The sequence below is a fragment of the Companilactobacillus musae genome (genome assembly GCF_003967595.1).
GTDB lineage: Bacteria > Bacillota > Bacilli > Lactobacillales > Lactobacillaceae > Companilactobacillus > Companilactobacillus musae.
In genome coordinates this window covers 21,140-44,526 of record NZ_BIFW01000011.1, presented here as the reverse complement: position 1 = coordinate 44,526, position 23,387 = coordinate 21,140, and the positions used below count along the sequence as shown (strand labels likewise).

At 34.4% G+C, this 23,387-nt stretch carries 19 protein-coding genes and 1 riboswitch; of the genes, 11 read left to right on the top strand and 8 right to left on the bottom strand.

Annotated elements, in window-relative coordinates; all coding sequences use genetic code 11:
• Nucleotides 1–158 precede the first annotated feature (158 nt).
• The 4 genes from LAB100_RS10750 (at nt 159) to LAB100_RS10735 (ending at nt 3,906) form a co-directional block, all read left to right on the top strand.
• On the top strand, nt 159–608 hold the full coding sequence (locus LAB100_RS10750; protein WP_119327031.1) for a DUF3290 family protein: 450 nt from the start codon (nt 159–161) through the stop codon (nt 606–608).
• An 8-nt stretch (nt 609–616) separates the two neighbouring features.
• The gene (locus tag LAB100_RS10745) at nt 617–1,246 is read left to right on the top strand and encodes a DUF421 domain-containing protein (RefSeq protein WP_119327030.1); all 630 of its coding nucleotides are present in this window, start codon (nt 617–619) and stop codon (nt 1,244–1,246) included.
• A 272-nt stretch (nt 1,247–1,518) separates the two neighbouring features.
• A complete protein-coding gene (locus LAB100_RS10740; protein WP_119327029.1) occupies nt 1,519–2,979 on the top strand; it encodes a multicopper oxidase family protein in 1,461 nt (486 codons plus the stop codon).
• A gap of 273 nt (nt 2,980–3,252) precedes the next feature.
• Nucleotides 3,253–3,906, top strand: a complete 654-nt coding sequence (locus LAB100_RS10735) for a YczE/YyaS/YitT family protein (protein WP_119327028.1) — start codon at nt 3,253–3,255, stop codon at nt 3,904–3,906.
• A 296-nt stretch (nt 3,907–4,202) separates the two neighbouring features.
• Here the strand turns inward: LAB100_RS10735 and LAB100_RS10730 are convergent, their stop codons facing one another.
• Nucleotides 4,203–5,399, bottom strand: coding sequence for a GGDEF domain-containing protein (locus LAB100_RS10730; RefSeq protein WP_119327027.1), 1,197 nt, complete (start codon nt 5,397–5,399; stop codon nt 4,203–4,205).
• Nucleotides 5,400–5,651: 252 nt separating this feature from the next.
• Here LAB100_RS10730 and LAB100_RS10725 point away from each other — a divergent pair, with 252 nt between their 5' ends.
• A complete protein-coding gene (locus LAB100_RS10725) occupies nt 5,652–7,004 on the top strand; it encodes an FAD-dependent oxidoreductase (protein ID WP_119327026.1) in 1,353 nt (450 codons plus the stop codon).
• 76 nt (nt 7,005–7,080) lie between these two features.
• On the opposite strand, the gene LAB100_RS10720 is transcribed toward LAB100_RS10725, so the two are convergent.
• A complete protein-coding gene (locus tag LAB100_RS10720; protein ID WP_119327025.1) occupies nt 7,081–7,764 on the bottom strand; it encodes an EAL domain-containing protein in 684 nt (227 codons plus the stop codon).
• 57 nt (nt 7,765–7,821) lie between these two features.
• The gene (locus LAB100_RS10715; RefSeq protein WP_119327024.1) at nt 7,822–8,256 is read right to left on the bottom strand and encodes a GNAT family N-acetyltransferase; all 435 of its coding nucleotides are present in this window, start codon (nt 8,254–8,256) and stop codon (nt 7,822–7,824) included.
• A gap of 205 nt (nt 8,257–8,461) precedes the next feature.
• On the opposite strand from LAB100_RS10715, the gene LAB100_RS10710 reads away from it, so the two are divergent.
• The 3 genes from LAB100_RS10710 to LAB100_RS10700 all read left to right on the top strand — a co-directional run bounded on the left by LAB100_RS10710 (nt 8,462) and on the right by LAB100_RS10700 (nt 14,061).
• Nucleotides 8,462–9,805, top strand: a complete 1,344-nt coding sequence (locus LAB100_RS10710) for an FAD-dependent oxidoreductase (RefSeq protein WP_119327023.1) — start codon at nt 8,462–8,464, stop codon at nt 9,803–9,805.
• A gap of 562 nt (nt 9,806–10,367) precedes the next feature.
• Nucleotides 10,368–10,433: riboswitch (Fluoride riboswitch) on the top strand.
• Nucleotides 10,434–10,524: 91 nt separating this feature from the next.
• Entirely contained in the window at nt 10,525–11,808 is a 1,284-nt protein-coding gene (gene eno, locus LAB100_RS10705; protein WP_119327022.1) for a phosphopyruvate hydratase, read from the top strand.
• A 9-nt stretch (nt 11,809–11,817) separates the two neighbouring features.
• On the top strand, nt 11,818–14,061 hold the full coding sequence (locus tag LAB100_RS10700) for an HAD-IC family P-type ATPase (RefSeq protein WP_119327021.1): 2,244 nt from the start codon (nt 11,818–11,820) through the stop codon (nt 14,059–14,061).
• A 184-nt stretch (nt 14,062–14,245) separates the two neighbouring features.
• On the opposite strand, the gene LAB100_RS10695 is transcribed toward LAB100_RS10700, so the two are convergent.
• The 3 genes from LAB100_RS10695 to fba all read right to left on the bottom strand — a co-directional run bounded on the left by LAB100_RS10695 (nt 14,246) and on the right by fba (nt 18,737).
• The gene (locus LAB100_RS10695; RefSeq protein WP_162894243.1) at nt 14,246–14,425 is read right to left on the bottom strand and encodes a hypothetical protein; all 180 of its coding nucleotides are present in this window, start codon (nt 14,423–14,425) and stop codon (nt 14,246–14,248) included.
• A 338-nt stretch (nt 14,426–14,763) separates the two neighbouring features.
• Nucleotides 14,764–17,673, bottom strand: a complete 2,910-nt coding sequence (locus LAB100_RS10690) for an L-type lectin family protein (protein ID WP_119327019.1) — start codon at nt 17,671–17,673, stop codon at nt 14,764–14,766.
• A gap of 194 nt (nt 17,674–17,867) precedes the next feature.
• Nucleotides 17,868–18,737 carry a class II fructose-1,6-bisphosphate aldolase gene (gene fba / locus LAB100_RS10685; RefSeq protein WP_057867538.1) on the bottom strand — a complete coding sequence of 290 codons (870 nt, stop codon included), beginning with the start codon at nt 18,735–18,737 and terminating at the stop codon, nt 17,868–17,870.
• A gap of 398 nt (nt 18,738–19,135) precedes the next feature.
• Between fba and wecB the strand changes: the two genes are divergently transcribed.
• Nucleotides 19,136–20,278, top strand: coding sequence for a non-hydrolyzing UDP-N-acetylglucosamine 2-epimerase (gene wecB / locus LAB100_RS10680; protein ID WP_119327018.1), 1,143 nt, complete (start codon nt 19,136–19,138; stop codon nt 20,276–20,278).
• Between the two features lie 296 nt (nt 20,279–20,574).
• On the opposite strand, the gene LAB100_RS10675 is transcribed toward wecB, so the two are convergent.
• A complete protein-coding gene (locus tag LAB100_RS10675; RefSeq protein WP_119327017.1) occupies nt 20,575–21,033 on the bottom strand; it encodes a GtrA family protein in 459 nt (152 codons plus the stop codon).
• Nucleotides 21,034–21,035: 2 nt separating this feature from the next.
• Nucleotides 21,036–21,491 (bottom strand): flavodoxin, encoded by a 456-nt coding sequence (locus LAB100_RS10670; RefSeq protein ID WP_119327016.1) that lies wholly within the window; start codon nt 21,489–21,491, stop codon nt 21,036–21,038.
• 131 nt (nt 21,492–21,622) lie between these two features.
• Between LAB100_RS10670 and map the strand changes: the two genes are divergently transcribed.
• Together map and LAB100_RS10660 are read left to right on the top strand one after the other, a co-directional pair.
• A complete protein-coding gene (map, locus tag LAB100_RS10665; protein ID WP_119327015.1) occupies nt 21,623–22,417 on the top strand; it encodes a type I methionyl aminopeptidase in 795 nt (264 codons plus the stop codon).
• Between the two features lie 15 nt (nt 22,418–22,432).
• The gene (locus LAB100_RS10660) at nt 22,433–23,386 is read left to right on the top strand and encodes a YihY/virulence factor BrkB family protein (protein WP_119327014.1); all 954 of its coding nucleotides are present in this window, start codon (nt 22,433–22,435) and stop codon (nt 23,384–23,386) included.
• Nucleotide 23,387: the final 1 nt, after the last annotated feature.

The window sequence follows — 23,387 nt, the reverse complement described above, 5'->3', positions numbered from 1 at the left end:
ATCACCCCTTATAAAAATTATTAACATTTACGTATTATGATACTTATATAATGTTTGCGCAAGAAAACATCACTGAGAGAAAAATTGAGGCATTGCTCGTCTACCGGTAAGCCTTTTTTGCTATACTGATCGTATAAAAAAAGATGTGAGGGATGTAAATGAGTTTTTATTCATATCAATATTTGGTAAATCATAATAATGAACCTAATTTTCTTTTTATTATAGGAATTATTATTTTGGCGGCAGCTATTTTTGTAACAGCCTTCCTATATTTTAGAAATCGTTCTGATAATAAGTATCGAGATCTATTGATTATCTTTGCCTTCGGAATAATTTTGTTTATTGGTATCAATTACAACAATTATGAGCAACAACTGGATATCAATAATAAGACTAATCAAACCTTAGAATTAATGCGGTCGGTGGCAAAAGATAAGAAGGTATCTGCTAAGAAACTATATTCCAATAGTTCTAGTTTGACTGAAGGGATGCTGATCAAATCTGGCAAAAATATTTATCGAGTCAGTTTTGACAATAGTTTAAATAGTTATACTTTATCGAAGGCCAGTTTAATTAACTCAGACAAGATTACATTAATTAAGAAGTAGGTGCACAAATGGTTTTAAATTATGGTGATTTGACTTTAAAATTTATTATTGGATTTTTGATCATGGTTTTACAGATCAATTTGTTTGGAAGAGGCAATATAGCACCAACTAGTGCTATTGACCAACTACAAAACTATGTTTTAGGTGGTATTGTCGGAGGTATGATCTACAATTCCAGCATTACGATCATGCAATTTACAATGGTTTTATTAATTTGGACAATGGTAGTGTTTGTTGCTAAATTTTTGACGAATCATAATAATTTCTTTAAGAAGGTGATCGAAGGAACACCACAATTGATTATTAAAAATGGTCATATTGATGCAGATTTGGCTTTGCGTAACGGATTATCAGCTAATGATCTTGCCTTTAAATTGCGTCAGGCCGGGGTTATGGATATTAGAAATGTCAAAAGAGCTGTTTTTGAACGTAACGGTCAGTTAACTATCGTAATGAAGAATGAAGATAGTCTTAAATATCCAATTATTCTTGATGGTAAGATCGATTATGAAGAGCTCACGACGATTGGTAAAGATGAAACATGGATTGATAATGAATTGGAACAAAGGCATCTGGAAGCCTCAGAGATATATTTGGCTAATTATATTGATGGTCAATTGATTGTGTATAAATATTAAAATATCTTAGGTATGCCAAACTTAATTTTTAAAGTTGTGGCAACTGTATTAGAATAGAACTGTATCAAATTTTGGTGGTGATAACATGGCAGGTGGATCTAAAGTCTTTGCATTATTCATGCTAATTTTTTATGCAATTTTACTGTACTTTGTTTTCGCAGATAAGAATATGATAGCAATGTATATGATGGGTATTGGTATGTTTATAGAAGCTTTAGTAAATTGTATTTGCGCGTTTCAATCAAAAACTAAGAAATAGGTGGCGATTATAAATGTCAGATTCAAAAGTTTACACGGATTACTTTTTCGATGAACCAGTATTTGATTTACATGATGGTGGTTATATTCCACTAGAGAAGGCCGATTTTCCAGATAAGCCTCTAAATATTCCCGCAGCTATTAAGCCGGATAAGGTTGAGGGTAACGATGTTTATTACACGATTACAGCTCAAGAGGGTGAAACTCAAATTTTACCAGGAGCTAAGACTAAGACTTGGGGCTACAACGCTTCACTATTAGGACAAACAATTATTTTGAAGCAGGGTGTACATTATCATGTTCATCTTGTAAATGAGTTGCCTGAAGTAACAACTTTCCATTGGCACGGATTAAATGTTACTGGACCAATTGTTGATGGTGGTCCTCACGCTCCAGTTTATCCGGGTGGTAGCCGTGATATTGACTTTACTTTGGACCAACCTGCACAAACAGATTGGATTCATCCACATCCATGTCCAAATACTGCCCGTCAAGTTTGGAATGGTCTGGCCGCAGCAGTTGTTGTTACAGACACTGAAGAGGCTAAGTTGCCATTCCCTAGAAACTATGGCGTTGATGATATTCCAATCATTTTACAAGATAGAAATTATCATGATAATCAACTTGATTATAAAGCTGATTATGATGTCGATGGTACGTTAGGTAAGTATGCATTGGTCAATGGTACGATTAATGGTGTCTTTGATGTTACTACTCAAAGAATTCGTTTAAGAATATTGAATGGTTCTGATCGCCGTGAATGGAGATTGCATTTCGATGATGACCATGAATTTACGCAAATTGCTTCTGATGGTGGTACTTTACCTGAACCAGTAAGATTCACTAAATTAATGTTAACTTGTGCTGAACGTGCTGAAGTCATTGTTGATTTTGGTGACAAGAAGCCCGGCGATGTAGTAACTTTGATGAGTGATGATACACCAATTATGAAATTTAAGATTGGCGAGTATGCTCCTGACAATACTAAACTGCCAGAGCATCTTACAACAATTGATGCACCTAAAGTAACTCCAGGCCTTCCAGTAACTAAGACGGTCATGTCTGGTATGGATGACCAAGTAAGATTAGACGGCAAACTCTTTGATATGCAAAGAATCGATCGTAAGCAGAAGATTGGCGATACAGTATTATGGGATGTCGTCAATACTAATGAGATGGATGGAGGTATGATTCATCCATTCCATATGCATGGATGCCAATTCTTAGTAATTAGCCGTAATGGCAAGGCACCATATCCAAATGAACACGGTTGGAAAGATACGGTTGGTGTTAATGCTGGTGAAACTGTCAGAATTGCAGTTCAATTTACTAAATTCGGTGTTTATATGTATCATTGCCATATTCTTGAACATGAAGATACTGGTATGATGGCACAAATTGAAGCCTATGATCCAAATCATGAGCATAAATATCATTTATTAAGTATGGATGAAATGAATCATCCTAGTAAATAACGTTGACAACGTTTTCACTCTAAATTAAACTGATCTCTATACTTTCCGTCTTCCGTAACGAAGAAAAATCTCACTACTGAGCTCATTTTCTTTGCTGCTCCAGACTAGTGTATCTGTTGGTTTATATTAAATAATTAAAACTAATAACAGTGTCTTTTAAGGCTGATACACGTGTGTATCGAAGGGCTTAATGGATACTGTTATTTTTGATTAAATTAATTGATGTTTATGTAGTTAGGCTCTTATTAATTGGAAAAATCGAGGGGATTAGTTTTGGAAAAGGGTAGATATAAAACTCGTTTGGGGTATTTGATTTTTGCAATTGTTTTAGATGCTTTTGCAAATGCGCTGATGATTGATAGTAATATGGGAAGTGCTGTTTGGACGGCTTCGGCGGTCAATATATCGTCACTTTTACATTCCAGTTATGGTACAACCTTGTTTGTTTATGCTGTGATAGTGACTATTACTAATCAATTGTTATTAGGAAAATTTGACGGTCATATTTTCTTATCTAATCTGCTCTTTTCGTTACCATTTAGTTATTTGGTAGGATTCTTCTCAGATATTATGAATCCTTTGCGGATAAGTAATTTTCCAATTGTATGGCGCTTGGTGATCGATGTTTTAGGACTGATTGGTGTTTCAGTTGGAACTTCAATTTATCAGCGTTGCAATTTGATTCAACATCCTAATGATGAATTGGCATATTTGTTGAGATTTAAATACTTGCACGGTTCAGCTGGTTGGGGACAATTAGTTAGTTATATTCCACCGGTAACAATTATGATCATCTGTTATGTAATGACAGGCAGTATATTGTCTGTCGGAATTGGAACAGTTTTAGCAATGTTTTGTCAGGGAATTATTATTGGAATTTCTGATAAAATAGTTGTCCCATCATTAAAACATCATTACTCATTTTAAGATTCCATAACGATTTATTTAAAAATAAGTAAATATTAATAAATTAATTCAGTAAAGAGTTAAAATTATTCGTTTATACTCTTGCGGTGAACGGTGACATGGTTTACTATGACTAGTAGGGACTACCAGATTCAAAAACAACTGATTCCTTCCCGACGGTGAGATTAATTTCTCACTATTTTTTTGTGTAAATTATTGATAAATCAAAGAATAAATCTTTTTAAATATAAGTAAAAAGTTCAGTGTGACGACCATTAAAATGGCTATCATACTGAACTTTTTTTGTAAGAAATTTACTATAACATGTCAAAATCATAAGTTGTTCCTTCAACGGTAAGTCGATTACGTCCGGAATTTTTAGATTCGTAGAGATACCGATCAACACGGTTGAATAAATCTTTAAATTCGGTATCTTCATTTTTTAGCTTAGAAATTCCAAATGAAACTGAAACATCTAGTTTTTGACCATTGAGGATCAACGGAGTTTTGACTAGAGTATTTCTAAGATCAATGATGATATGCTTACATTCTGCTGGAGTTTTTCCGCGGAAGATAATAATAAACTCCTCGCCACCAAAACGGAATAATTGACCTTTAGTGTCGGTTAAAAACATTTCCCTTTCAATTGTATGGGCAACATGTTTGAGAACCTCATCGCCGGTTGAATGACCATATTGATCGTTGAATTCCTTAAAGTGATCAATATCAAACATAGCAATAGTTAAAGGAACACTTTCTTTCGAGTAGGTATCGAAGATTTCTTTGGCTGTCTTGTCTAAATTTGATCTATTTCTAACACCAGTCAGCTCATCATAATTGACTTGAACTTGTAAATCATTATAGTTGAGCATTTCATCTTGTAATTTTTTAGCACAGAAACGGATTATAGACATGTAGATCAAGAAGACAAGAAGCATGTTTAAAATTTCAATCAGTGGAAAATCGTGATCGACCCAAAGTAAAATCCACCAAGATAATCCAAAGAGAATCTGCATTCCCAGGTATTTCCATTCGGAGTTTTGAAGTTTATCAGTTTGGAAATAAATGAAAATTACAATAACAACTAGGAAAATATAAGAAATAATAAAATACGGTAGATCCTTATTATTTAAACGTTGAGTATTCATCGAACCATAGTAGAGAAAGGGCATTAAGAGATTGATCCATAAGGTGATTTTATTACGGATTAGATACATACAATACAAGAGAATGGTCAATTGAGCATTAGCATAGAGCCAGCCATTATTGACAGAACCATTGTTAAGGATATGGAATATCTGTTGCAACATAACCATACTAAAACCAAGTATTAATCCTTCAATCAGGTGAGCTGCAATTCGACGATGGAGTGGTGAAGATTCGCTGATTCTTCTTTCGAGCGAATAGGCAACAATGGTAATGATTGTAATTAAACCGATTGTTACTAAAGTAATAATTGCTGAATTGATGTTCAAGTAATTATTGATAATTCTTTCTAAGATAATATCTGGCAAATTTACTCCTTAATTATTAATTTAATTTTTGATTTTTTGCATAAAACAATTTTAACATGAATATATAGTAATATTTATTAGATGGTGAATTTTGATAAAATGTTTTTGTTTAAACGTATATCAGTATACACTTATTTATTTATAAAAATATAAGTTTATAATGATACTAAGTATCAAGCAAATCTATTAATGATTTGTTAAGTTATTCAATAATTAATATTAATTTGATCTAAATTTCAGAGGGGTAAATTTATGAAGGTAGTAGTAGTGGGTTGCACGCACGCTGGAACGGCAGCTGTTGAGCAAATTTTACAAGATCATCCGGAGACAGAGATAACCGTTTATGAACGTGATGATAATATATCTTTTCTATCTTGTGGGATAGCGCTTTATTTAGGAAGAAAAGTAAAGCATTTGGAGGATATGTTTTATGCTAGTCCTAAGGACTTAGAGGCTTTGGGCGCTAAGGTTAAAATGAAGCATGATGTTTTAAAAATTGATTCTAAGAAAAAAACTATCATGTGCGAAGATATGAAGACGCATGAAATTATTAATGACACCTATGATAAATTGATTATGACAACTGGATCATATGTGGCAGTTCCACCAATCATGGGAATTTCAGATACAAGAATACTCATGTGTAAGAGTTATGCCCAAGCACGTGAAATATATGAAACAGCTAAAGAGTTTAAGCATATTACAATTGTCGGTGGTGGTTATATTGGGGTTGAGTTGGCTGAAAGCTATGCCAATACCGATCATGAAGTTTCGTTAATTCAGTCAAGAAATCAAGTTCTAAACAATTATATTGATCAAGATATGTCTGAAAAAGTCGTTGATTTATTAAAAGAAAATAAAGTAAATGTTTTCTTGAATGAAAGAGTGACTGGTTTTGATCGGGATGATGATGACAATGTTGTTATTGAAACAAATAAGGATGATCATAAGTCTGATTTGGTTATTGTCTGCACTGGTTTCGTAGCTAATACCGAATTGCTGCGAGGACAAGTTGAGATGGATCGTCACGGTGCCATCATCATTAATGAGTATACTCAGACATCTGATCCTGATATTTACGCTGCAGGGGATGCTTGTACCGTTAATTTCAATCCTACTGGCAAACCAGCTTATATGCCTTTGGCAACTAATGCTATTCGTCAAGGTGCTTTAGCGGGAATCAATATTTTTGGTGACATTAAAAAATATATGGGGACGCAGGCAACTTCTGCAATGGAATTATTCGGATATACTATTGCCTCAACAGGACTAACTTTGGAGCATGCTTTGAGTAGTGGAATGAACGCAGACGCTGTTGAATATCATGATTACTATCGTCCAGCATATATGCCAACAACAGACATGTTAACGATTAAGTTGGTTTATAATAAGGATAATCGTTTGATTTTAGGGGCACAATTATTTAGTAAACATGAAGTGGCACAATCAGCTAACACAATATCAGTATGTATTCAAAATAAGAATACAATTGATGACTTAGCATTTATGGATATGTTGTTTCAACCAAATTATGATAATCCATTTAATTATTTGAATTTAGTGGCTCAACAAGCTGTGGCCAAAGAACGTCAAGAACGTAAGTAATAAAAAAGGACGATATCTGTTAAAAATTCGAGTATAACTTGAACTTTTTTAAACAGACATCGTTCTTTTTTTCTACCTAAAATTTATCGTCATCGCGTTTTAATTTCAACAAGCGTGGTTTGCCATAGTAGTAACCTTGACGTAGATCAATTTCTAAAGAGTCAGCCAATTTGTCGTCATTTTCGTCCTCGATACCTTCAAGAATGAAACGCAAATTATTTTTTTTGCTAAAATCACGCCAAAAGATAACTTTATCTTCGATATTAGGATCACGTAACTTTTCACCAAAGTTTTGAATAGCAAATTTAATTTCCGAAGCTAATGGAACTAGATCCTGAATTTTATCAAATTGGTTAACTCCAGTCCCACAATCGTCCAGACTAAAGTCCATTCCGTAGTTGATAAAATCTTGGATCAATGGAATCAATTTATCATTAGGCCAATCTTCGTCAGGAGTATCTTCAGTTAACTCAACGACCAGACGCAAAGGACGTAGGATACGTTGAGATTCAATGATTGCCTCACGAACTTCAGCATCCATCAATTGATTACGATTGATATTAACTGAAACTGAACCTATTTTTAATGATAGCAATTTAGTAGTTGCTACCAATACTGAAGCCATTGTATGTGAAGGTACATCTGAAAAGTTTTCAGGTGGTCTCCAACCTTGGTCAGTCTTTTTCTTCATTAATAATTCGTAACCAATGAGTGAATTATTAACTTTGTCAAGTTGAGGCTGAATAAAAAATCTATACATAGTCAAACTCCTTTACAGCACTCCCATTTTAATCCCGTACACAATAGTTAAATACTACTACAAGTCTAGTTTCATGTCATGATGAAGAATTCCAACCTCTTGGTATTGATTGCCAACAACATGAAAACCGAGTTTTTTGTAAAATAATTGAGCATGGTCTTGAGCACCTAAAATTACATATTTGTAATTATTTTTTTGAGCAAATTTAATAATATTTTTCAATAAATTTGAGCCTAAATTTTGATGTCGAAAATTTTTCAAGACAGCGACTCGTTGAACATGAATGCCATTATCTTCTGTGGGAAAGAAACGAGCTGTGGCAACAGGCTGATTATCAACGTAAAGATTGAAATAGGTACAATTAGCTTCATTATCATCTATTTCCAAATTCTTTGGAACGTTTTGTTCATCAATAAAAACTGCTTTGCGAATATTAATACTATCTTGATAGATATCTGAATTGACATTATTACTGTATTTTATTTTATTCATTAATTAAGCCCCATTATTAAAAAAGTCAACACATGATTATTATATTACAAATATGGACAAATTTTGGTTCGATAATTGATATAAAAAAATACATTTTCTAACAAATGAAATAAAAAATTGATTGATATAATTTAACTATATGTTGTGTTATGCTGTAATGAATGAAATCTAGTATAAAAAGGTACTATAGAGGAGGAACCGACTATTGAAAGTTGTTGTTGTCGGATGTACACATGCTGGAACAGCTGCAGTTGAACAAATATTAAAAAAACATCCAGAAGCAGATGTAACTGTTTATGAACGTGAAGATAATATTGCGTTTTTGTCATGTGGAATAGCTTCGTATTTAGGCCGTATCGTAAATCATCTTGAGGATATGTTTTATGCAGATCCTACCACCCTTGAGGGATATGGTGCTAAGGTTCATATGAAACATAATGTTATCAAGATTGATACAAAAAATAAAAAAATTGTTGTTCAAGATTTGCAAACTCAAGATATTTTTGAAGACACTTATGACAAGCTGATTATGACCACTGGTTCAGAAGTTGGTATTCCTCCAATCGGTGGGATGGATAATCCAAGAGTTTTGTTATGTAAGAGTTATGCACAAGCTAAGAAGATTTATGAGTCAGCTTTAAATTATCCCAGTATCGCTATTGTTGGTGCTGGATATGTTGGGGTAGAATTGGCTGAAAGTTATGCTAATACTGTTCATGATGTAACATTAATTCAATCACGTAAGCAAATTTTGAATAATTATGTTGATGAAGGTTTGTCAGAGGAAATCATTGATAAATTGAAGGAACACGATGTTAAAGTTCAACTGGACGAACGTGTTGCTGAAATTGTTGACGGTGATCAATTGACAATTAAAACAAAGGCTGGTCATGCTTATAAGGCTGATTTAGTTATTGTCTGTACTGGATTTTTTGCTAATACTGATTTGTTACGTGGTCAAGTTCAAATGGACGGTTACGGGGCAATCATTATTAATGACTATATGCAAACATCTAATCCAGATATTTATGCAGCCGGTGATTCTTGTGTTGTAAAGTTTAATCCAACGGGTGAATTGAAATATATTCCGTTGGCAACAAATGCTGTACGTCAAGGAACTTTAGCTGGTATCAATGTATTTGGAAATATTAGAAAATACATGGGTACTCAAGCAACTACAGCTATGGAGATCTTTGGATATACATTAGCTGAAACAGGTTTGACTTTGAGAAAGGCTTTAGCAAATGGAATTAATGCTGATTGTGTAAAATTCCATGATTACTATCGTCCAACTTATATGCCAACAACGGATATGCTGACGATTTACCTGATATATGACAAGGATAGTCGAAAAGTATTGGGTGCTCAGTTATTCAGCAAGCATGAGGTGGCTCAATCAGCCAACGCAATCTCTATTTGTATTCAAAATGAAAATACGATCGATGATTTAGCTTTTGTTGATATGTTGTTCCAACCAAATTATGATAATCCATTCAATTATCTAAACTTGGTAGCTCAACAAGCAATTGCTAAGGAAGACAATGAATAAATAAAAAACCAGTAGGCGGGGAACCTACTGGTTTTTTATATGGTTGATTTTTGATAGGGATAAGAAATTAATTTTCGTCATTGAATGATGGGGTATTCAATTAAACGGGGAGATTATTATGGTCCATTGTATTTTGGGCAAATTTAAGAAATGAGTTTTTTTACCCTATCGATATTGTAATTGGGAGTTACAAAAAATCAACTAAGTATCTAGAATGAGCTAGTCATAGATTTAATTTTCTACATGGGAGGCGGAAGATAGACTTTGAAAACTCATTCTAGAAATTAACAAAGTTACTATGGTAGCTCCTCCTTTCTCTATGTTAGCGCTTTCTTTTTGGTACAAAGACAGTATAACAAGTTTATCTTAATTTCACAATATTAAGGCTTTGAATAAATAATATATAGAAATTCTGTAATGTATATGTACCAAGGGTATAGGGGAATATATTGCTATAAAATATTTTTTTATTTAATTTAAAACATTTCACAATCGTTGAAATAACAAGGAAAATCAAAGTTTTATACTTGTTTAAATAAAAAAAGTATTATACTATGAGCTTGTTCGAAGAGGCGATGACGTTCGCCGAAAATATTACTTGATCGTAATTGATGACGTCTACTCTATTTAAAATACCAGTAATAATTGAGGGCAATTATTGAGGGTTTTTATTTGGAGTAGTCGTCTTTTTTTTATGATTGAGAAAGGGAGTATTTATTATGACAAAAGTAACAATCGAGAATGTTAAGGCTAGAGAAGTATTTGATTCACGTGGTAATCCAACCGTTGAAGCAGATGTAACTCTTTCTAATGGTATCTTAGGCCGTGCTAGTGTCCCATCAGGTAAATCAACTGGTGATAATGAAGCAGTTGAATTACGTGACGGTGGTGACAGATTAGACGGTAAGGGAGTTTTAAAAGCTGTCGAGAATGTTAATACTTTGATCAATGATAAATTAAAAGGTGCAGATCCTTTCAATCAAGCTCACATCGACCAAATGATGATTGATCTTGATGGTACACCCAACAAGGCAAAATTAGGTGCTAATGCAATTTTAGGTGTTTCAATTGCAAATGTTCGGGCTGCTGCTAACGCACAAGGTATTCCGGTTTACCGTTATCTCGGTGGTGTTGACTTAGAATTGCCACAAACATTCCACAATGTTATTAACGGTGGAGAACATGCTGACAATGGAATTGATATGCAAGAATTCTTGATTACACCAATAAAACGTACAACTTTCCGTGATGGTTTTGAAAAAATCGTTAATGTTTACCATCAATTGAAGAAGAATCTTGAAAAAGAAGGCTATCAAACAGGTTTAGGTGATGAAGGTGGATTCGCTCCTGATCTTCCATCAAGTGAAGCTGCCATCGACGAATTAAATCGTGCTATCAAAGATGCTGGTTATGTTCCTGGTGAAGAAATCGGTATTGCCTTTGATGCTGCTGCTTCAAGTTTTGCTCAAGATGATGGTTCATACTTATTTGAAGGTAAGAAACGTAGTGCTGAAGAAATGGGCACATATTATGAAGGATTGTTAGATAAGTATCCAGCAATTGTTTCAATGGAAGATCCATTTGGTGAAAATGACTGGGATAATTTTGCTAAATTCACACAAAAGAATGGTAATCGTGTCCAAATTGTTACAGATGATAATGTATGTACAAATCCTGCTCTATTTAGAAAAGCTATCAAGAAGGGTATGGCCAATAGCTTCTTGATCAAATTGAATCAAATTGGTACTGTTACTGAAACAATGGAAGCTATCCGCGTGGCTAGAAAGAATGGCTATACAACAATGATGTCCCACCGTTCAGGTGAAACCGAAGATTCATTCTTGGCTGATTTTACAGTTGCAATGCATGCTGAACAATTGAAGTCAGGTGCCCCTGCTCGTGGCGAACGTTTGGCTAAGTATAATCAATTGTTGAGAATTGAAGAGGAGTTAGGCAAGGAATCAAATTTGGCTCACTTCCCTAATGACGTTGATTTTGATTAGTCAATAATCATGAAAGAAAAAGGGCTTACTACACAAGCAGCTGAAGGGTTAGTTAAGAAGTATGGTTATAATGAAACTCCTCAAATCAAAAAAACATTTTTCAGCTTGATTTTAAAGAGAATGATTGGACCGATTCCTTATATCATTGAATTAGCTTTGGTTATTGAGTTATTGCTGGGGAATTATATCCAAGTGATCTTCATCTTTGCTTTACTTTTATTTTCGGCAATTGATGGTGCTATTCAAGAGAATAGAGCCGCAGAATCAATTGGCGAATTAAATACAAAACTTATTGCCTATGCCAGTGTTTTACGAGATGGTAAGTGGCAGAGACTTTCTAGCCGTGAATTGGTACCGGGAGATGTGGTTCATCTATCAGTAGGATCAATTATCCCGGCAGATTGTAAAGTGATCGACGGGATGATTTTAGTTGATCAATCCGTTATTACTGGGGAGTCAAAGGCAATAAGTAAAGTAGAAGATGATAGATTGTATTCAGGATCAACTGTAATTCAGGGTACGGCAGATGTTTTAGTTGAAAAAACAGGTAAGAATAGCTCTCTAGGTAAAACAACTGAATTAGTCAGAACAAATGAGGCGCCAGGTAGATTAGAGAATTTACTTTTTACAGTAGTTAAATATTTGGCTTATTTGGATATTGTTTTAGCGGTTATTTTGGCGATTACTGCTTTGATAAGACATACGCCAATTATGTCATTGTTGCCATTCTTGGTTATTTTATTTGTGGCAACTATTCCTATTTCAATGCCATCGAGTTTTGCCGTTGCTAATTCTCTGGAAGCTGGAATTCTTTCTAAAAAGGGAATTTTAGTGGGAGGATTGACCGGAATTCAAGAAGCCGCCTCAATGAATATTCTATTAATGGATAAGACGGGAACAATCACTAAAAATCAGCCCGAAGTAGTTGATGTTGTTAGCCTGAATGGGTTAGATAGAGTTCAATTATTGAAGTATGCGTTAGCGACAGTTAAACCAAGTAGTGTAAATCCTTTAGATTTGGCAATATTAAAAAAAGCCAAACTAGATAATGTAACAGTAACAAATATTAAAGAACAAGTTTCCTTTGATCCTAAACTAAAGGGAGCAAAGGCCATTCTCAAAAATGGAGACGAAATCTTTTTGGGATCTCCCATTAAGGGAAATTTAGATAAGCCTATTGAGAAAAAGATTACTGAGTTATCTGCTCAGGGGCTTCAAGTTATGGTTCTATCGATCAATCAAGAGATTATTGGTTTATTGACTTTTCAAGATCCAATAAAAAATGATATGTCTCAAACGATTGCTACTTTGAAAAAACAGGGGATTACTGTCTTGATGTTGACAGGTGATACCATTTCAACTGCTAAGGCAATTGCTCAAAAAATTGGTCTTAATAGTAGGATAGGTAATCTTGAATCAGCGTTATCTGATCCTTTATCCTTTGGTGGTTTTGCCAATGTTTATCCAGAGGATAAGTTCAAAATTGTTAAATCCTTACAAGATAAGGGATATGTTGTAGGTATGACTGGCGATGGTGTGAATGATGCCCCAGCTTTAAAACAAGCTGATGTTGGGATTGCTATTAATACAGCTACAGATATTTCGAAGTTAGCAGCTAAGATCATTTTAACTGAACCTCCATTGATAGGAATTACTAAATTAATTGATTCTGGACATCGGGTTTATCAGAGAATGATGACCTGGCTAATTACCAAGTTGGCCAGAACAGCTCAATTAGCATTGCTTTTAACTTTTGGATATTTATTTACCAATTTCTTTCCAGTGTCATTAAATATCATAGTTTTTATAGTGATTTTTAATGATTGTGTCACATTGACATTAGGAACTGATCGAGTCAAAATAAACCACTTGCCGGAAAACTGGAATTTGAAAAATCTTACGAAAATTTCGGCAATTTACACAATAGGTTGGTTGGCCTTGGGATTCTTGATGCTTTGGTATTGTGTAACCTATACTAATTTTAATCAAACACAAATAAGCGGTATGTTGTTTGTCTATTTGATTTATTCCGCAATGGGAATGATTCTATCGACGAGAACAAGAGACCACTTCTGGTCCATTCCTACGAGTAAAGCAGTTGGAACAGTTATCTGTTTTAATTTGATAATTTCAAGTTTGATCAGTATGTTTGGATTAGGTGCAGGTATTATGAATGTATTGCTGATTTTTGTAATCTGTTGTGCGATGTTTTTGCTACTAGATGTAATTAAAGTTAGTTATTACCGCAATTAGAATTCCACAAAATAACGAGATTGGGCCATAACTAGTTTTTCCCCAACATGCAGCATAAACGCGGAACAAGAACACAGCTTCTTCCGCTTAATCCAAATAAGGGTGGTAACTCAAAATCGAGTTACCACCCTTATTTACATTAATGCTCGGAAACTAAACGTGTTTTTTCCCGCTCTCGTTATTTTTAATCAGGGACATCTTCCAAATCCCAATGGATCACGCCATTATAGTCACCGGACAGATCCGGTTTATTATTTTGAAGTAGAATACCAGAATCTTCAGTCCAGTCAGCTGTTAAGTCGTCAATTTTACTTTGACCAGTAAGTTTACTTGTACGGGAACCAATTAGTGTTTTATTATTCAAATCGTTGATATTTCCAGAATCATCAACAAAGACTAAATCTTTTTTGAAATTATCACCATTTGACAAACCATTTGATTGAGCATAAAGATTCCACTTACTGTTGGTACTTTCGACTTGAACTTTCCAGTTACCTTTACGTTTAATTAAGGCATTGGTTGGGTCGTCATACTTAATATCTTCAAACTGATATTTGTCGACTTGTAATGCAAAATATTTATCAAGATAATGGAAGGTAAATGGAGTAACATTTGAAACTCTGCCATAAGGGTCAGAAACAGTTAATTCTATTTCATAGTCGTTTCCTTTAATGAATGGGAATTGGAAAACTCCACCACTTATTACAAATTTTTTTCTTCGGGTGAATTCAAACTAGTATTGGCCGAAAGAAAACCGGTACTAGTATCCCCATACTTTAAGTAAGTCACTAGTGAAACAGGAACGGTTTTAAGATCACTTGTATAATTGGAATCTTCAAGGTAGTTATAAGTTAAAGACATTGTAAAGGTTGAATTTTTCGAACTGGAGTAATAGTCCTTGAATTCAGGAGTTGCTTCGAGTGTTAATTTAGGTACGTTTATTACAACGGTCTCTTCATTAGAAGTATAGGTTCCATCAGTAACAGACATTTTGATTTCGTTTTTACCTTCTTTTAGTAAGTCCAAAAGTAGATTTTTACCTCTTAGATCGATTGGATTGAGATAAAAGTCAAAAGTGCTTTTGAATGAATCAATAGGAGTTGTTGTGTTAGCACTGTTTTGATAAACAGAAAAATCTTTAAATTCCTGCATGTCAGGTTGGTCCAAATTTCTAATTTGAAGAACTTTCTTTTGTGGTACAGGATCTTTAGCATTATTTACTTCAGAAGAGAATTTAGTAGACCATTCCAAGTTGACAGGGGAGTTGTCAGAAACAGTGATAGTTTTTTCTTTAGGGGTTAGGATGATACCATTTTCAATTACTTTAAACTTTAACTGTAAAGTGTTGGATTTACGAACACCGTCATTGATGTAGATATTAACAGTATGATCGCCAAGTTCAAGCGTATTTTTAGGAATGGTCATATTAAAATCATATGAGAAAAGAATTTGTTCTGCTGAGATAGTTGATTCTTCCCAGTCACCATTATCAATTTGCATGTATACTTTGGCTTTGGTTAAATCAATATTAGTGGAACCGTCTGAATATTTGGTACGGTATCTTTGAGTGATATCTTGACCTCTTTCATAGGCAGCTTGTTCAGAAGTAAATTTACTGAGAACTAGATCCTTATCTGAAGGAGTTAGCGTGTAAGTTAACGTATTTGAAATACGCTCTTTTTGATCACTTAAAGTTATTTTAACAGTATAAGTTTGACCGACATTAAAGTTTGAGGTGTCATAACTTAAATCAAATTTTCCTTCAGTACTACCTAACAGAGCGGTGATATTTTCATTTCGATTGATATCGATTAAATTATTATTTTGATCATAGACACGAACAGTAGCTGCCAAATCATTTCCATCAAAAGGAGTATTGAATGTATTTTTGAAAGTACCAGTGAATTTGGCTTTACTACCGATATCAACCGTTTGGTTCAAACTGTTCGTGTTGGCAATAACTAATTTATCATTACTGATGGTTAATGGGGGACTGACAATGTCTCCGCTGTAGTTATCACTACGGTAAGAAGTATGTTCAGATTCAACGTCGGTAATGGTTGCCTGATTAGAAATAGGTGCAGTTGCAAATCCGTTGATTAGAATTTGAATTTTAGTTTGTGGATCTTTTAAGGTATCAAGATCTAATTTTAAACCATCAATGGTTTTGTAAGTTGGAGGGTCATAGCTGTTAGTAGCTGGAATAGTAACAGTGACTTTTTTTATCTGGGATTTGTTAATATTAGTTCGTTTGATCTCCTTACCATTTGAATCCAAATATACAACGGATCCAATTGAACCCGTACTGTCACCGCTATAAGTAACGTGTTCGGGTAAAGCAATTTGAGTTTGAATGGATCCAGTTTCCGATAATCCTGAAACGTATTGAAGATTGTATTCAAATTGAATACCATCACCATCATAAGTATCCAAAGGATTGTAAACTGTTAGACCTTGATTATTTGTCGTAGATCCCATTTCGGAACTGCTGCGATTAGTTGTTAAATCATGAGCATCGACAGTTGCTTTAACTTCGGCGATCGCTGGCATTTTTTCTATAACCATAGCGACATCTGAAATTCCTGATGATGGGGAACCAGTGGCTGCAGTGAAACCCCAGTAAACTTTACCATCGGTAGAATTAAATTGTTTATTGTCAACATTCAAAGTACCTTTATTAATAAATCCATAATTTTTGCTTGTACCATCAGGATATTTGTCGTTAAATTTATAATTAATAGTACTGATCGTTGAACCACTGGCTGGTGGCGTATATGTGATCAAGATATGTCTCCAAAAGTCTTGAGGATTATACGGAAACATTACTCCATCATCACCGGCCATTGGAACAAGGTTGGTGACTGTATTTGGAGTTCTACGGTGCATTAAAATATTTTTACCAGTATAAGAATTTTTATCACCAGGATAATTCCAGGAAATATGTTGATCTTTTAGGGCTTGTGAATAATTTGAACCAGAGGGCATGGTGTAAGAATTATTGTCATAGTTATTAGTGCTGCCAGAAGTTGAAGTATTTTGATAACGATCAAATTCCAAGGCAATACTATTTTGAATACCACCACCAGAGGCATTTCCCCAAACACCCAAAGTTTGTCCTGCAGTTGGAGTTCCGTTGATTTTAGAAATGGCATTTGAACCATCGGGATCATTTTGCAAAACGAAAGCAAAACCATCAGTAGCCGTTCCACCCGCATTACTAGTACCGCTATAAATCCAAGCGGAAATTTCTTGAGGTTTATTCAAGTCAAAATAGTTATATGTTCTATTACCATTGTCAGTTATAATATTTCCAAAGAATGAACCTAACTGTTGTTTGTTTGTTGATTTGGTAGTGATCATTTGAATGATATTAGTAGAGTAATCTGTGATCAATTTGCCAGAACTAGGAACAGTAGTAGTGCTGTTAGTTTTTTTATAAGAGGTAGGGATGTCAACATAATCGCCTAACTTCATACCTTGAGGTGCATTACTATATATTTGTTCCAAATTAGGCATGTCAGCAGCCTTAGCTTGGATAGAAATATTAATAGGGGACATGAAGAATAAAATAATTATTCCTATCATTGACCATAATAGTTGTTTTACCTTCATAGGGGAATACCTCCGTATACTCAGAATATTTACTTGTAACCGTTTTCACTTTCGAGTATATCATGGGATCCATAGAAGTATGTTCTCATAATTTTAATAATATTTTATTCAAAAATGAATCTATATAGTAGTAAAATTTTTTGAGAACAAAAAAAGACAAGGACCAAAGTCCTTGTCTTAATTTATCAATTAAATTATTTAACTGAAGGTGTACCGAACCACTTGATACGTTCGATAGTTGTATCAGTAATTGCTTTTGTACCAGGTGCAAGCAATTTACGTGGGTCATAACCCTTAGCGTCAACATCTTGGTCATGTCCGGCTTCGATGTATTCACGAGTTGCTTTAGCAAATGCTAATTGCAATTCAGTATTAACGTTAACCTTTGAAATACCCATTGAGATAGCCTTAACGATTTGTTCCTTAGGGATACCTGAACCACCATGAAGAACAAGTGGTGTTGAGATTTCAGCAGCTAATTCTTGTAGACGGTCAAAGCTTAAACCTTTCCAGTTGTCAGGGTAAACACCATGAATGTTACCAATACCAACAGCAAGGTAGTCAACGCCAGTAGCAGCAAGTGTCTTAGCTTCTTCAACATCAGCTAATTCACCAAGACCAGTAATACCATCTTCAGTACCACCAATTGAACCAACTTCAGCTTCAACAGACATACCCTTAGCATGAGCTAACTTAACGATTTCCTTTGTCTTTTCAAGGTTTTCGTCAAATGGTAGGTCATGACCATCGAACATAACTGAGTTGTAACCAACTTCGATACATTCCTTGGCAGCTTCGTAGTTACCATGATCCAAGTGCATTACAACTGGAACTGTAATACCCATTGATTTGATTGTGTCTTGTACAAGGTGTAGACATAGTTCGTAACCACCCATATACTTAGCAGCACCCATTGATGTTTGAACCAAGATAGGTGTATTTGTTTCTTGAGCAGCGGCTAAAATACCACGTGTCCATTCCAAGTCGTTGATGTTAAAAGCACCAACAGCATATTTGCCTTTACGGGCGTTATTGAAAATTTCGTTACCGTTTGTTAAAACCATCGATAATCCTCCAAAAATTCCATTCATTATTTTGAATACATTAATAATTCTAACTCAAAGTGAGTGAAATTAATACTTTTTTTAAAAAAGTATTTCAGTAAGCGTTTTACCTAAAATGAAAATAGATATAAAACGTTATTAAATAGAGAATTAGTAGAAAGAATAGGATCAACCACCAATATTTTTTGCTATCTGATTTAATGAAAGTGTTGTAAATTGCCATAACTATGAAAAAAGCAAGAAGTGTTGTTAAGATACTAAGGATGACGAGGACTGTTAAATTTATCATAATGTTTTTATTATAACCATATCTATTCACAAATTAATAGAAATCGTAACTACCTATATTAATAAAGCCATCTTTGATATACTGGAACTAATTTATTGAGGTGATAATTTTGGATAAAATTAAAGTTATGACTGTTTTTGGTACGAGACCAGAAGCAATTAAAATGGCACCATTAGTTTTGAAATTAAAACAAAACAGTGACCGTTTCGAAACAGTGACGGTTGTGACGGCTCAACATCGTGAAATGTTAGATTCTGTTTTGGAAATTTTCAAAATCAAGCCTGATTATGATTTAAATATCATGAAGGAACGTCAAACACTTAGCGGTATTACAGGATTGGTTTTGAAGGAACTAGATAGTATTATTGAAAAAGAAAAGCCTGATATTGTCCTAGTTCACGGTGATACAACTACAACGTTTAGTGCTGCTTTGTCAGCCTTTTATCACCAAACAGCCATTGGACATGTTGAAGCTGGTTTGAGAACTTGGAATAAGTATTCACCATGGCCAGAAGAAATGAATCGTCAAATGACTGATGATTTAACCGATATTTACTTTGCCCCAACAAATGAAAGTAAAGCAAACTTGTTAAAAGAAAATCACAATGGTGACCATGTCTTTGTAACTGGAAATACAGCCATTGATGCTTTGAGAAGTACCGTTCATAAAGATTATCATCATGATATCTTAGATGTGATCGATCCTGATAAGAAAATGATTTTAATCACAATGCATCGTCGTGAAAACCAAGGTGAACCAATGAAACAAGTTTTCCAAGCAATGAAGAAGGTTGTTGCTAAGCACGATGATATTGAATTGGTTTATCCAGTGCATTTGAATCCAGTTGTTCAAAAGACAGCTCAGGATATTTTAGGTGATGTTGATCGAGTACACTTGATTGAACCATTAGATGTAGTAGATTTTCATAACCTAGCATCAAGAAGTTACTTCATTATGACTGATTCTGGTGGTGTTCAAGAAGAAGCACCATCATTAGGTAAACCAGTTTTGGTTTTGCGTGATACAACTGAACGTCCAGAAGGTGTTGAAGCTGGAACTTTGAAGTTGGTTGGAACAGATGCCGAAGTAGTTGAAAGAGAAATGACTCGTTTGATTACGGATAAAACTGAATACGATCGTATGGCCAATGCTAAGAACCCTTACGGTGATGGTAACGCGTCGGATAGAATTCTTGATTCAATCAGTTATTACTTTAAACAAACAACTGATAGACCAAGTGAATTTGAATAAAAATTCCGTCCTCCACAACAAAGAAAATTGGGCTGGAACATAGTGGGTACAACTTGGAGCCTTTTGGCATTGCCGACAGTCTTCAAGCTCGGCCTTATTGTCACAAAGAATAATTTCGTGACTGAGCCCATTTTCTTTGTTGCTTCAGACTAGCGTATTACTTTATTAATTAGTTATTTTTAAATTTAGATATAAAAAAGAGCAGCGTCTATTAAGTATTCAGGTATACGGATATACCTTGAGAAACTTAATAGATGCTACTCTTTTTTTGAAGTAATGGGTGTTTTAATATCAAATCAAATTTCATCCCGACTTCGTTTTTCTTTCAAACTTTTAAGTCGTTCAATCAAATGGCGATTATTATAACTAAAAATAAGTTTAGAAGAGAAGTAGTTGAAAAGTCCGACGATAATCTGATCGATAGCTTTGATTATCAGATTATTCCAAGGAAGAATCAAGACTGCAAAAATCATAAAGAGATCATCAAAGATCAATGAAAAGATTCGAGAAATTAGGAAAACAAAACCTTCCTGAAAAAGTTTTTTGAAATTTTCCATTTCTGACTTGAAGACGTACAGCTTGGTAACGAAAAATGAGAAGAAGTTGGAAATAAACCAAGCAACCGTATTAGCTATCCACAAAGGAATATGAAAGTAGTTATGGGAGATATCGAAAATGCCAATGTTGATCAACGATGCTAGAAACCCAAAGAAACAATACACCCAAAAATTACGATATTTTTTTATTAAATTCATTTTTAAAGATCCATTTCTTGTGCCTTTTTGTAGATTTGTTCCACCATGTTGTCGAGATGATCAATATCATCTTGATTAGGATCAAGTTCAACTTTGACAGGTTCAGCACCTTTAGTGGCACCGATATCTTCAAATCTTTTGGCAAATTCATCGACGGCACGACAAAAGTCTTCATAGAAGGTATCACCAGAGCCGCAGACACCGTAGACTTTGTCACTTAAATCAAGGTCTTGCATGTCGTCGTAAAAGTCCAGAGCTTCATCAGGTACAATACCTTGATCATAGGTATAGCTAGCAATAACACAAATATCACTATCTTCAAAGTCAGCTGCATCAGTTTGAGAAACTTCGCTCATATCCACATCACAACCAAGTTCTTCAAATTTCTCTGTTAGTACATATGCGATGTCTTCGTCATTACCAGTAATACTGGCGTATACGATTTTTACTTTTGTCATAATAAATTGTCGCCTCAACTTTATATATCTTGGGATATTATAGCAAAAATTAATATTACCAGCTATCTAAATCAAAAACCACTGGAATGTTATAATGAAATTAACATTTTTTTGAAGGGACATGTTAAAAAGTGATTACATTAAAATCTGCAAGAGAAATTGAAGGAATGAGAAAGTCCGGAGAATTACTTGCTAATACACATATTGGTTTGCGTGATATTATCAAACCAGGAATTTCCTCAATGGAAATCGAAAACTTTGCCAATGACTATATTGAATCTCACGGTGGTCGTCCATCAGAAAAGGGTTTTGAAGGTTACAAATATGCAACTTGTGTCTGCGTTAACGATGAAGTAGCTCATGGTATTCCCAGAAAGAACCTTATCTTAAAGAGTGGCGACGTTTTAAAAGTTGATATGACAGTTAATTTGAATGGCTATGAAAGTGATTCTTGCTGGACATATGCTGTTGGCGACTTGTCAGCTGAAGATCAAAAGTTGATGGATGTTACTCACAAGGCACTTTACTTAGGAATTGATCAAGCAGTTATTGGTAATCGCATTGGTGATATTGGTCATGCAATTCAACACTATGTTGAAGATGAAAACCACATGGGCGATGTCCGTGATTTAATTGGTCATGGTATTCAACCTACAATGCACGAAGCTCCCAATGTTCCTCACTATGGTGAACCGGGTCAAGGTTTAAGATTACGTGAAGGTATGACAATTACAATTGAACCAATGGTTAATCTAGGTACTTGGGAAATTAAAGATAAGTTCGTTAAAGCTGATGGTTGGGAATACTTTGTTTCAGCTGATGGAACCGATTCGGCTCAATATGAACATACTATTGCTATCACTAAAGATGGTCCTAAGATCTTGACATCACAAGATCCAGAATATGATGCTAAATACTTACTTTAATTGTTGGTGTGAATAATGGGAGAAGAAAAAAAGATACCACTATTTCGACAATCGCTAAACAAGCGTCAAAAGTTTATTGGCTTTGTTAAATATGTCACTCAAGCAATGAGCGACTCTAACGTGCCTTTGGCTTCAAAAGCAATAACTTATTATATTTTATTGTCGCTGTTTCCAGCCATCATTATTGTTGGAAACTTGATTCCGTTGTTGCGATTAGATAAACCCACGGTTATTGAATATATTGAGTTTATTTTGCCAGATGATCTGCACCATTATTTATTGCCAACGATTATAAAAGTTTTGTCTAGTTCAAATAGAGGTATCTTGTCAATTGGTATTATTGTGGCTCTCTGGGCGATTTCTCGTGGTTTAAATATAGTACAAATGACCATGAATGAAGCATACGGCTTGGACGTTAATAGTCTTTTTGTTGAAAAAACCTTCCTCAATTATATTATTCGTCGAGGCTTAGCTTTCCTTACAACTCTAATGTTACTGGTTATTGGTGTAGCGGCAATTGTAACGTTTACATTCGGACAAATTTTTTTGAATTGGCTCATTCCGTTGCTGCATGTGAATTCGCGGCTTTTGGATGAATTTATGAGATGGAAATGGCCGTTTGCTATTGTTATAATGTTTTTGATCGTTTTTGCTTTATTTTATTTTTTACCTAATATCCATCTGAAGTTTTATTACATAATAACAGGTACGATCATCACTAGTATCGGACTTCTAGGATTGTCTCAATTATTTTCATATTATTTGAAATATTTTGGGTCAGCTTGGGATAACTACGGTGCCATTGGAGCTATTATTGTGTTCTTATTATGGGTGAATATGTCAGTGACAATCTTTTTATTTGGAAATGCAATCAATGTTGCTTTTGCGGAAGCATTTGGTGGTCCATATTTAAGGAAAAGTACTGGTAGATTAACTAGTTATTTGCAGTCGCATGAAAAAGGAGAATAAT

Excerpts from the sequence above, each read along its gene's own strand:
- LAB100_RS10750 (WP_119327031.1), top strand. The coding sequence starts at position 159 with ATGAGTTTTTATTCATATCAATATTTGGTAAATCATAATAATGAACCT.
- LAB100_RS10745 (WP_119327030.1), top strand. The coding sequence starts at position 617 with ATGGTTTTAAATTATGGTGATTTGACTTTAAAATTTATTATTGGATTT.
- LAB100_RS10740 (WP_119327029.1), top strand. The coding sequence starts at position 1,519 with ATGTCAGATTCAAAAGTTTACACGGATTACTTTTTCGATGAACCAGTA.
- LAB100_RS10725 (WP_119327026.1), top strand. The coding sequence starts at position 5,652 with ATGAAGGTAGTAGTAGTGGGTTGCACGCACGCTGGAACGGCAGCTGTT.
- LAB100_RS10720 (WP_119327025.1), bottom strand. The coding sequence starts at position 7,764 with ATGTATAGATTTTTTATTCAGCCTCAACTTGACAAAGTTAATAATTCA.
- LAB100_RS10715 (WP_119327024.1), bottom strand. The coding sequence starts at position 8,256 with ATGAATAAAATAAAATACAGTAATAATGTCAATTCAGATATCTATCAA.
- eno (WP_119327022.1), top strand. The coding sequence starts at position 10,525 with ATGACAAAAGTAACAATCGAGAATGTTAAGGCTAGAGAAGTATTTGAT.
- LAB100_RS10700 (WP_119327021.1), top strand. The coding sequence starts at position 11,818 with ATGAAAGAAAAAGGGCTTACTACACAAGCAGCTGAAGGGTTAGTTAAG.
- LAB100_RS10690 (WP_119327019.1), bottom strand. The coding sequence starts at position 17,673 with ATGAAGGTAAAACAACTATTATGGTCAATGATAGGAATAATTATTTTA.
- fba (WP_057867538.1), bottom strand. The coding sequence starts at position 18,737 with ATGGTTTTAACAAACGGTAACGAAATTTTCAATAACGCCCGTAAAGGC.
- LAB100_RS10675 (WP_119327017.1), bottom strand. The coding sequence starts at position 21,033 with ATGAATTTAATAAAAAAATATCGTAATTTTTGGGTGTATTGTTTCTTT.
- LAB100_RS10670 (WP_119327016.1), bottom strand. The coding sequence starts at position 21,491 with ATGACAAAAGTAAAAATCGTATACGCCAGTATTACTGGTAATGACGAA.
- LAB100_RS10660 (WP_119327014.1), top strand. The coding sequence starts at position 22,433 with ATGGGAGAAGAAAAAAAGATACCACTATTTCGACAATCGCTAAACAAG.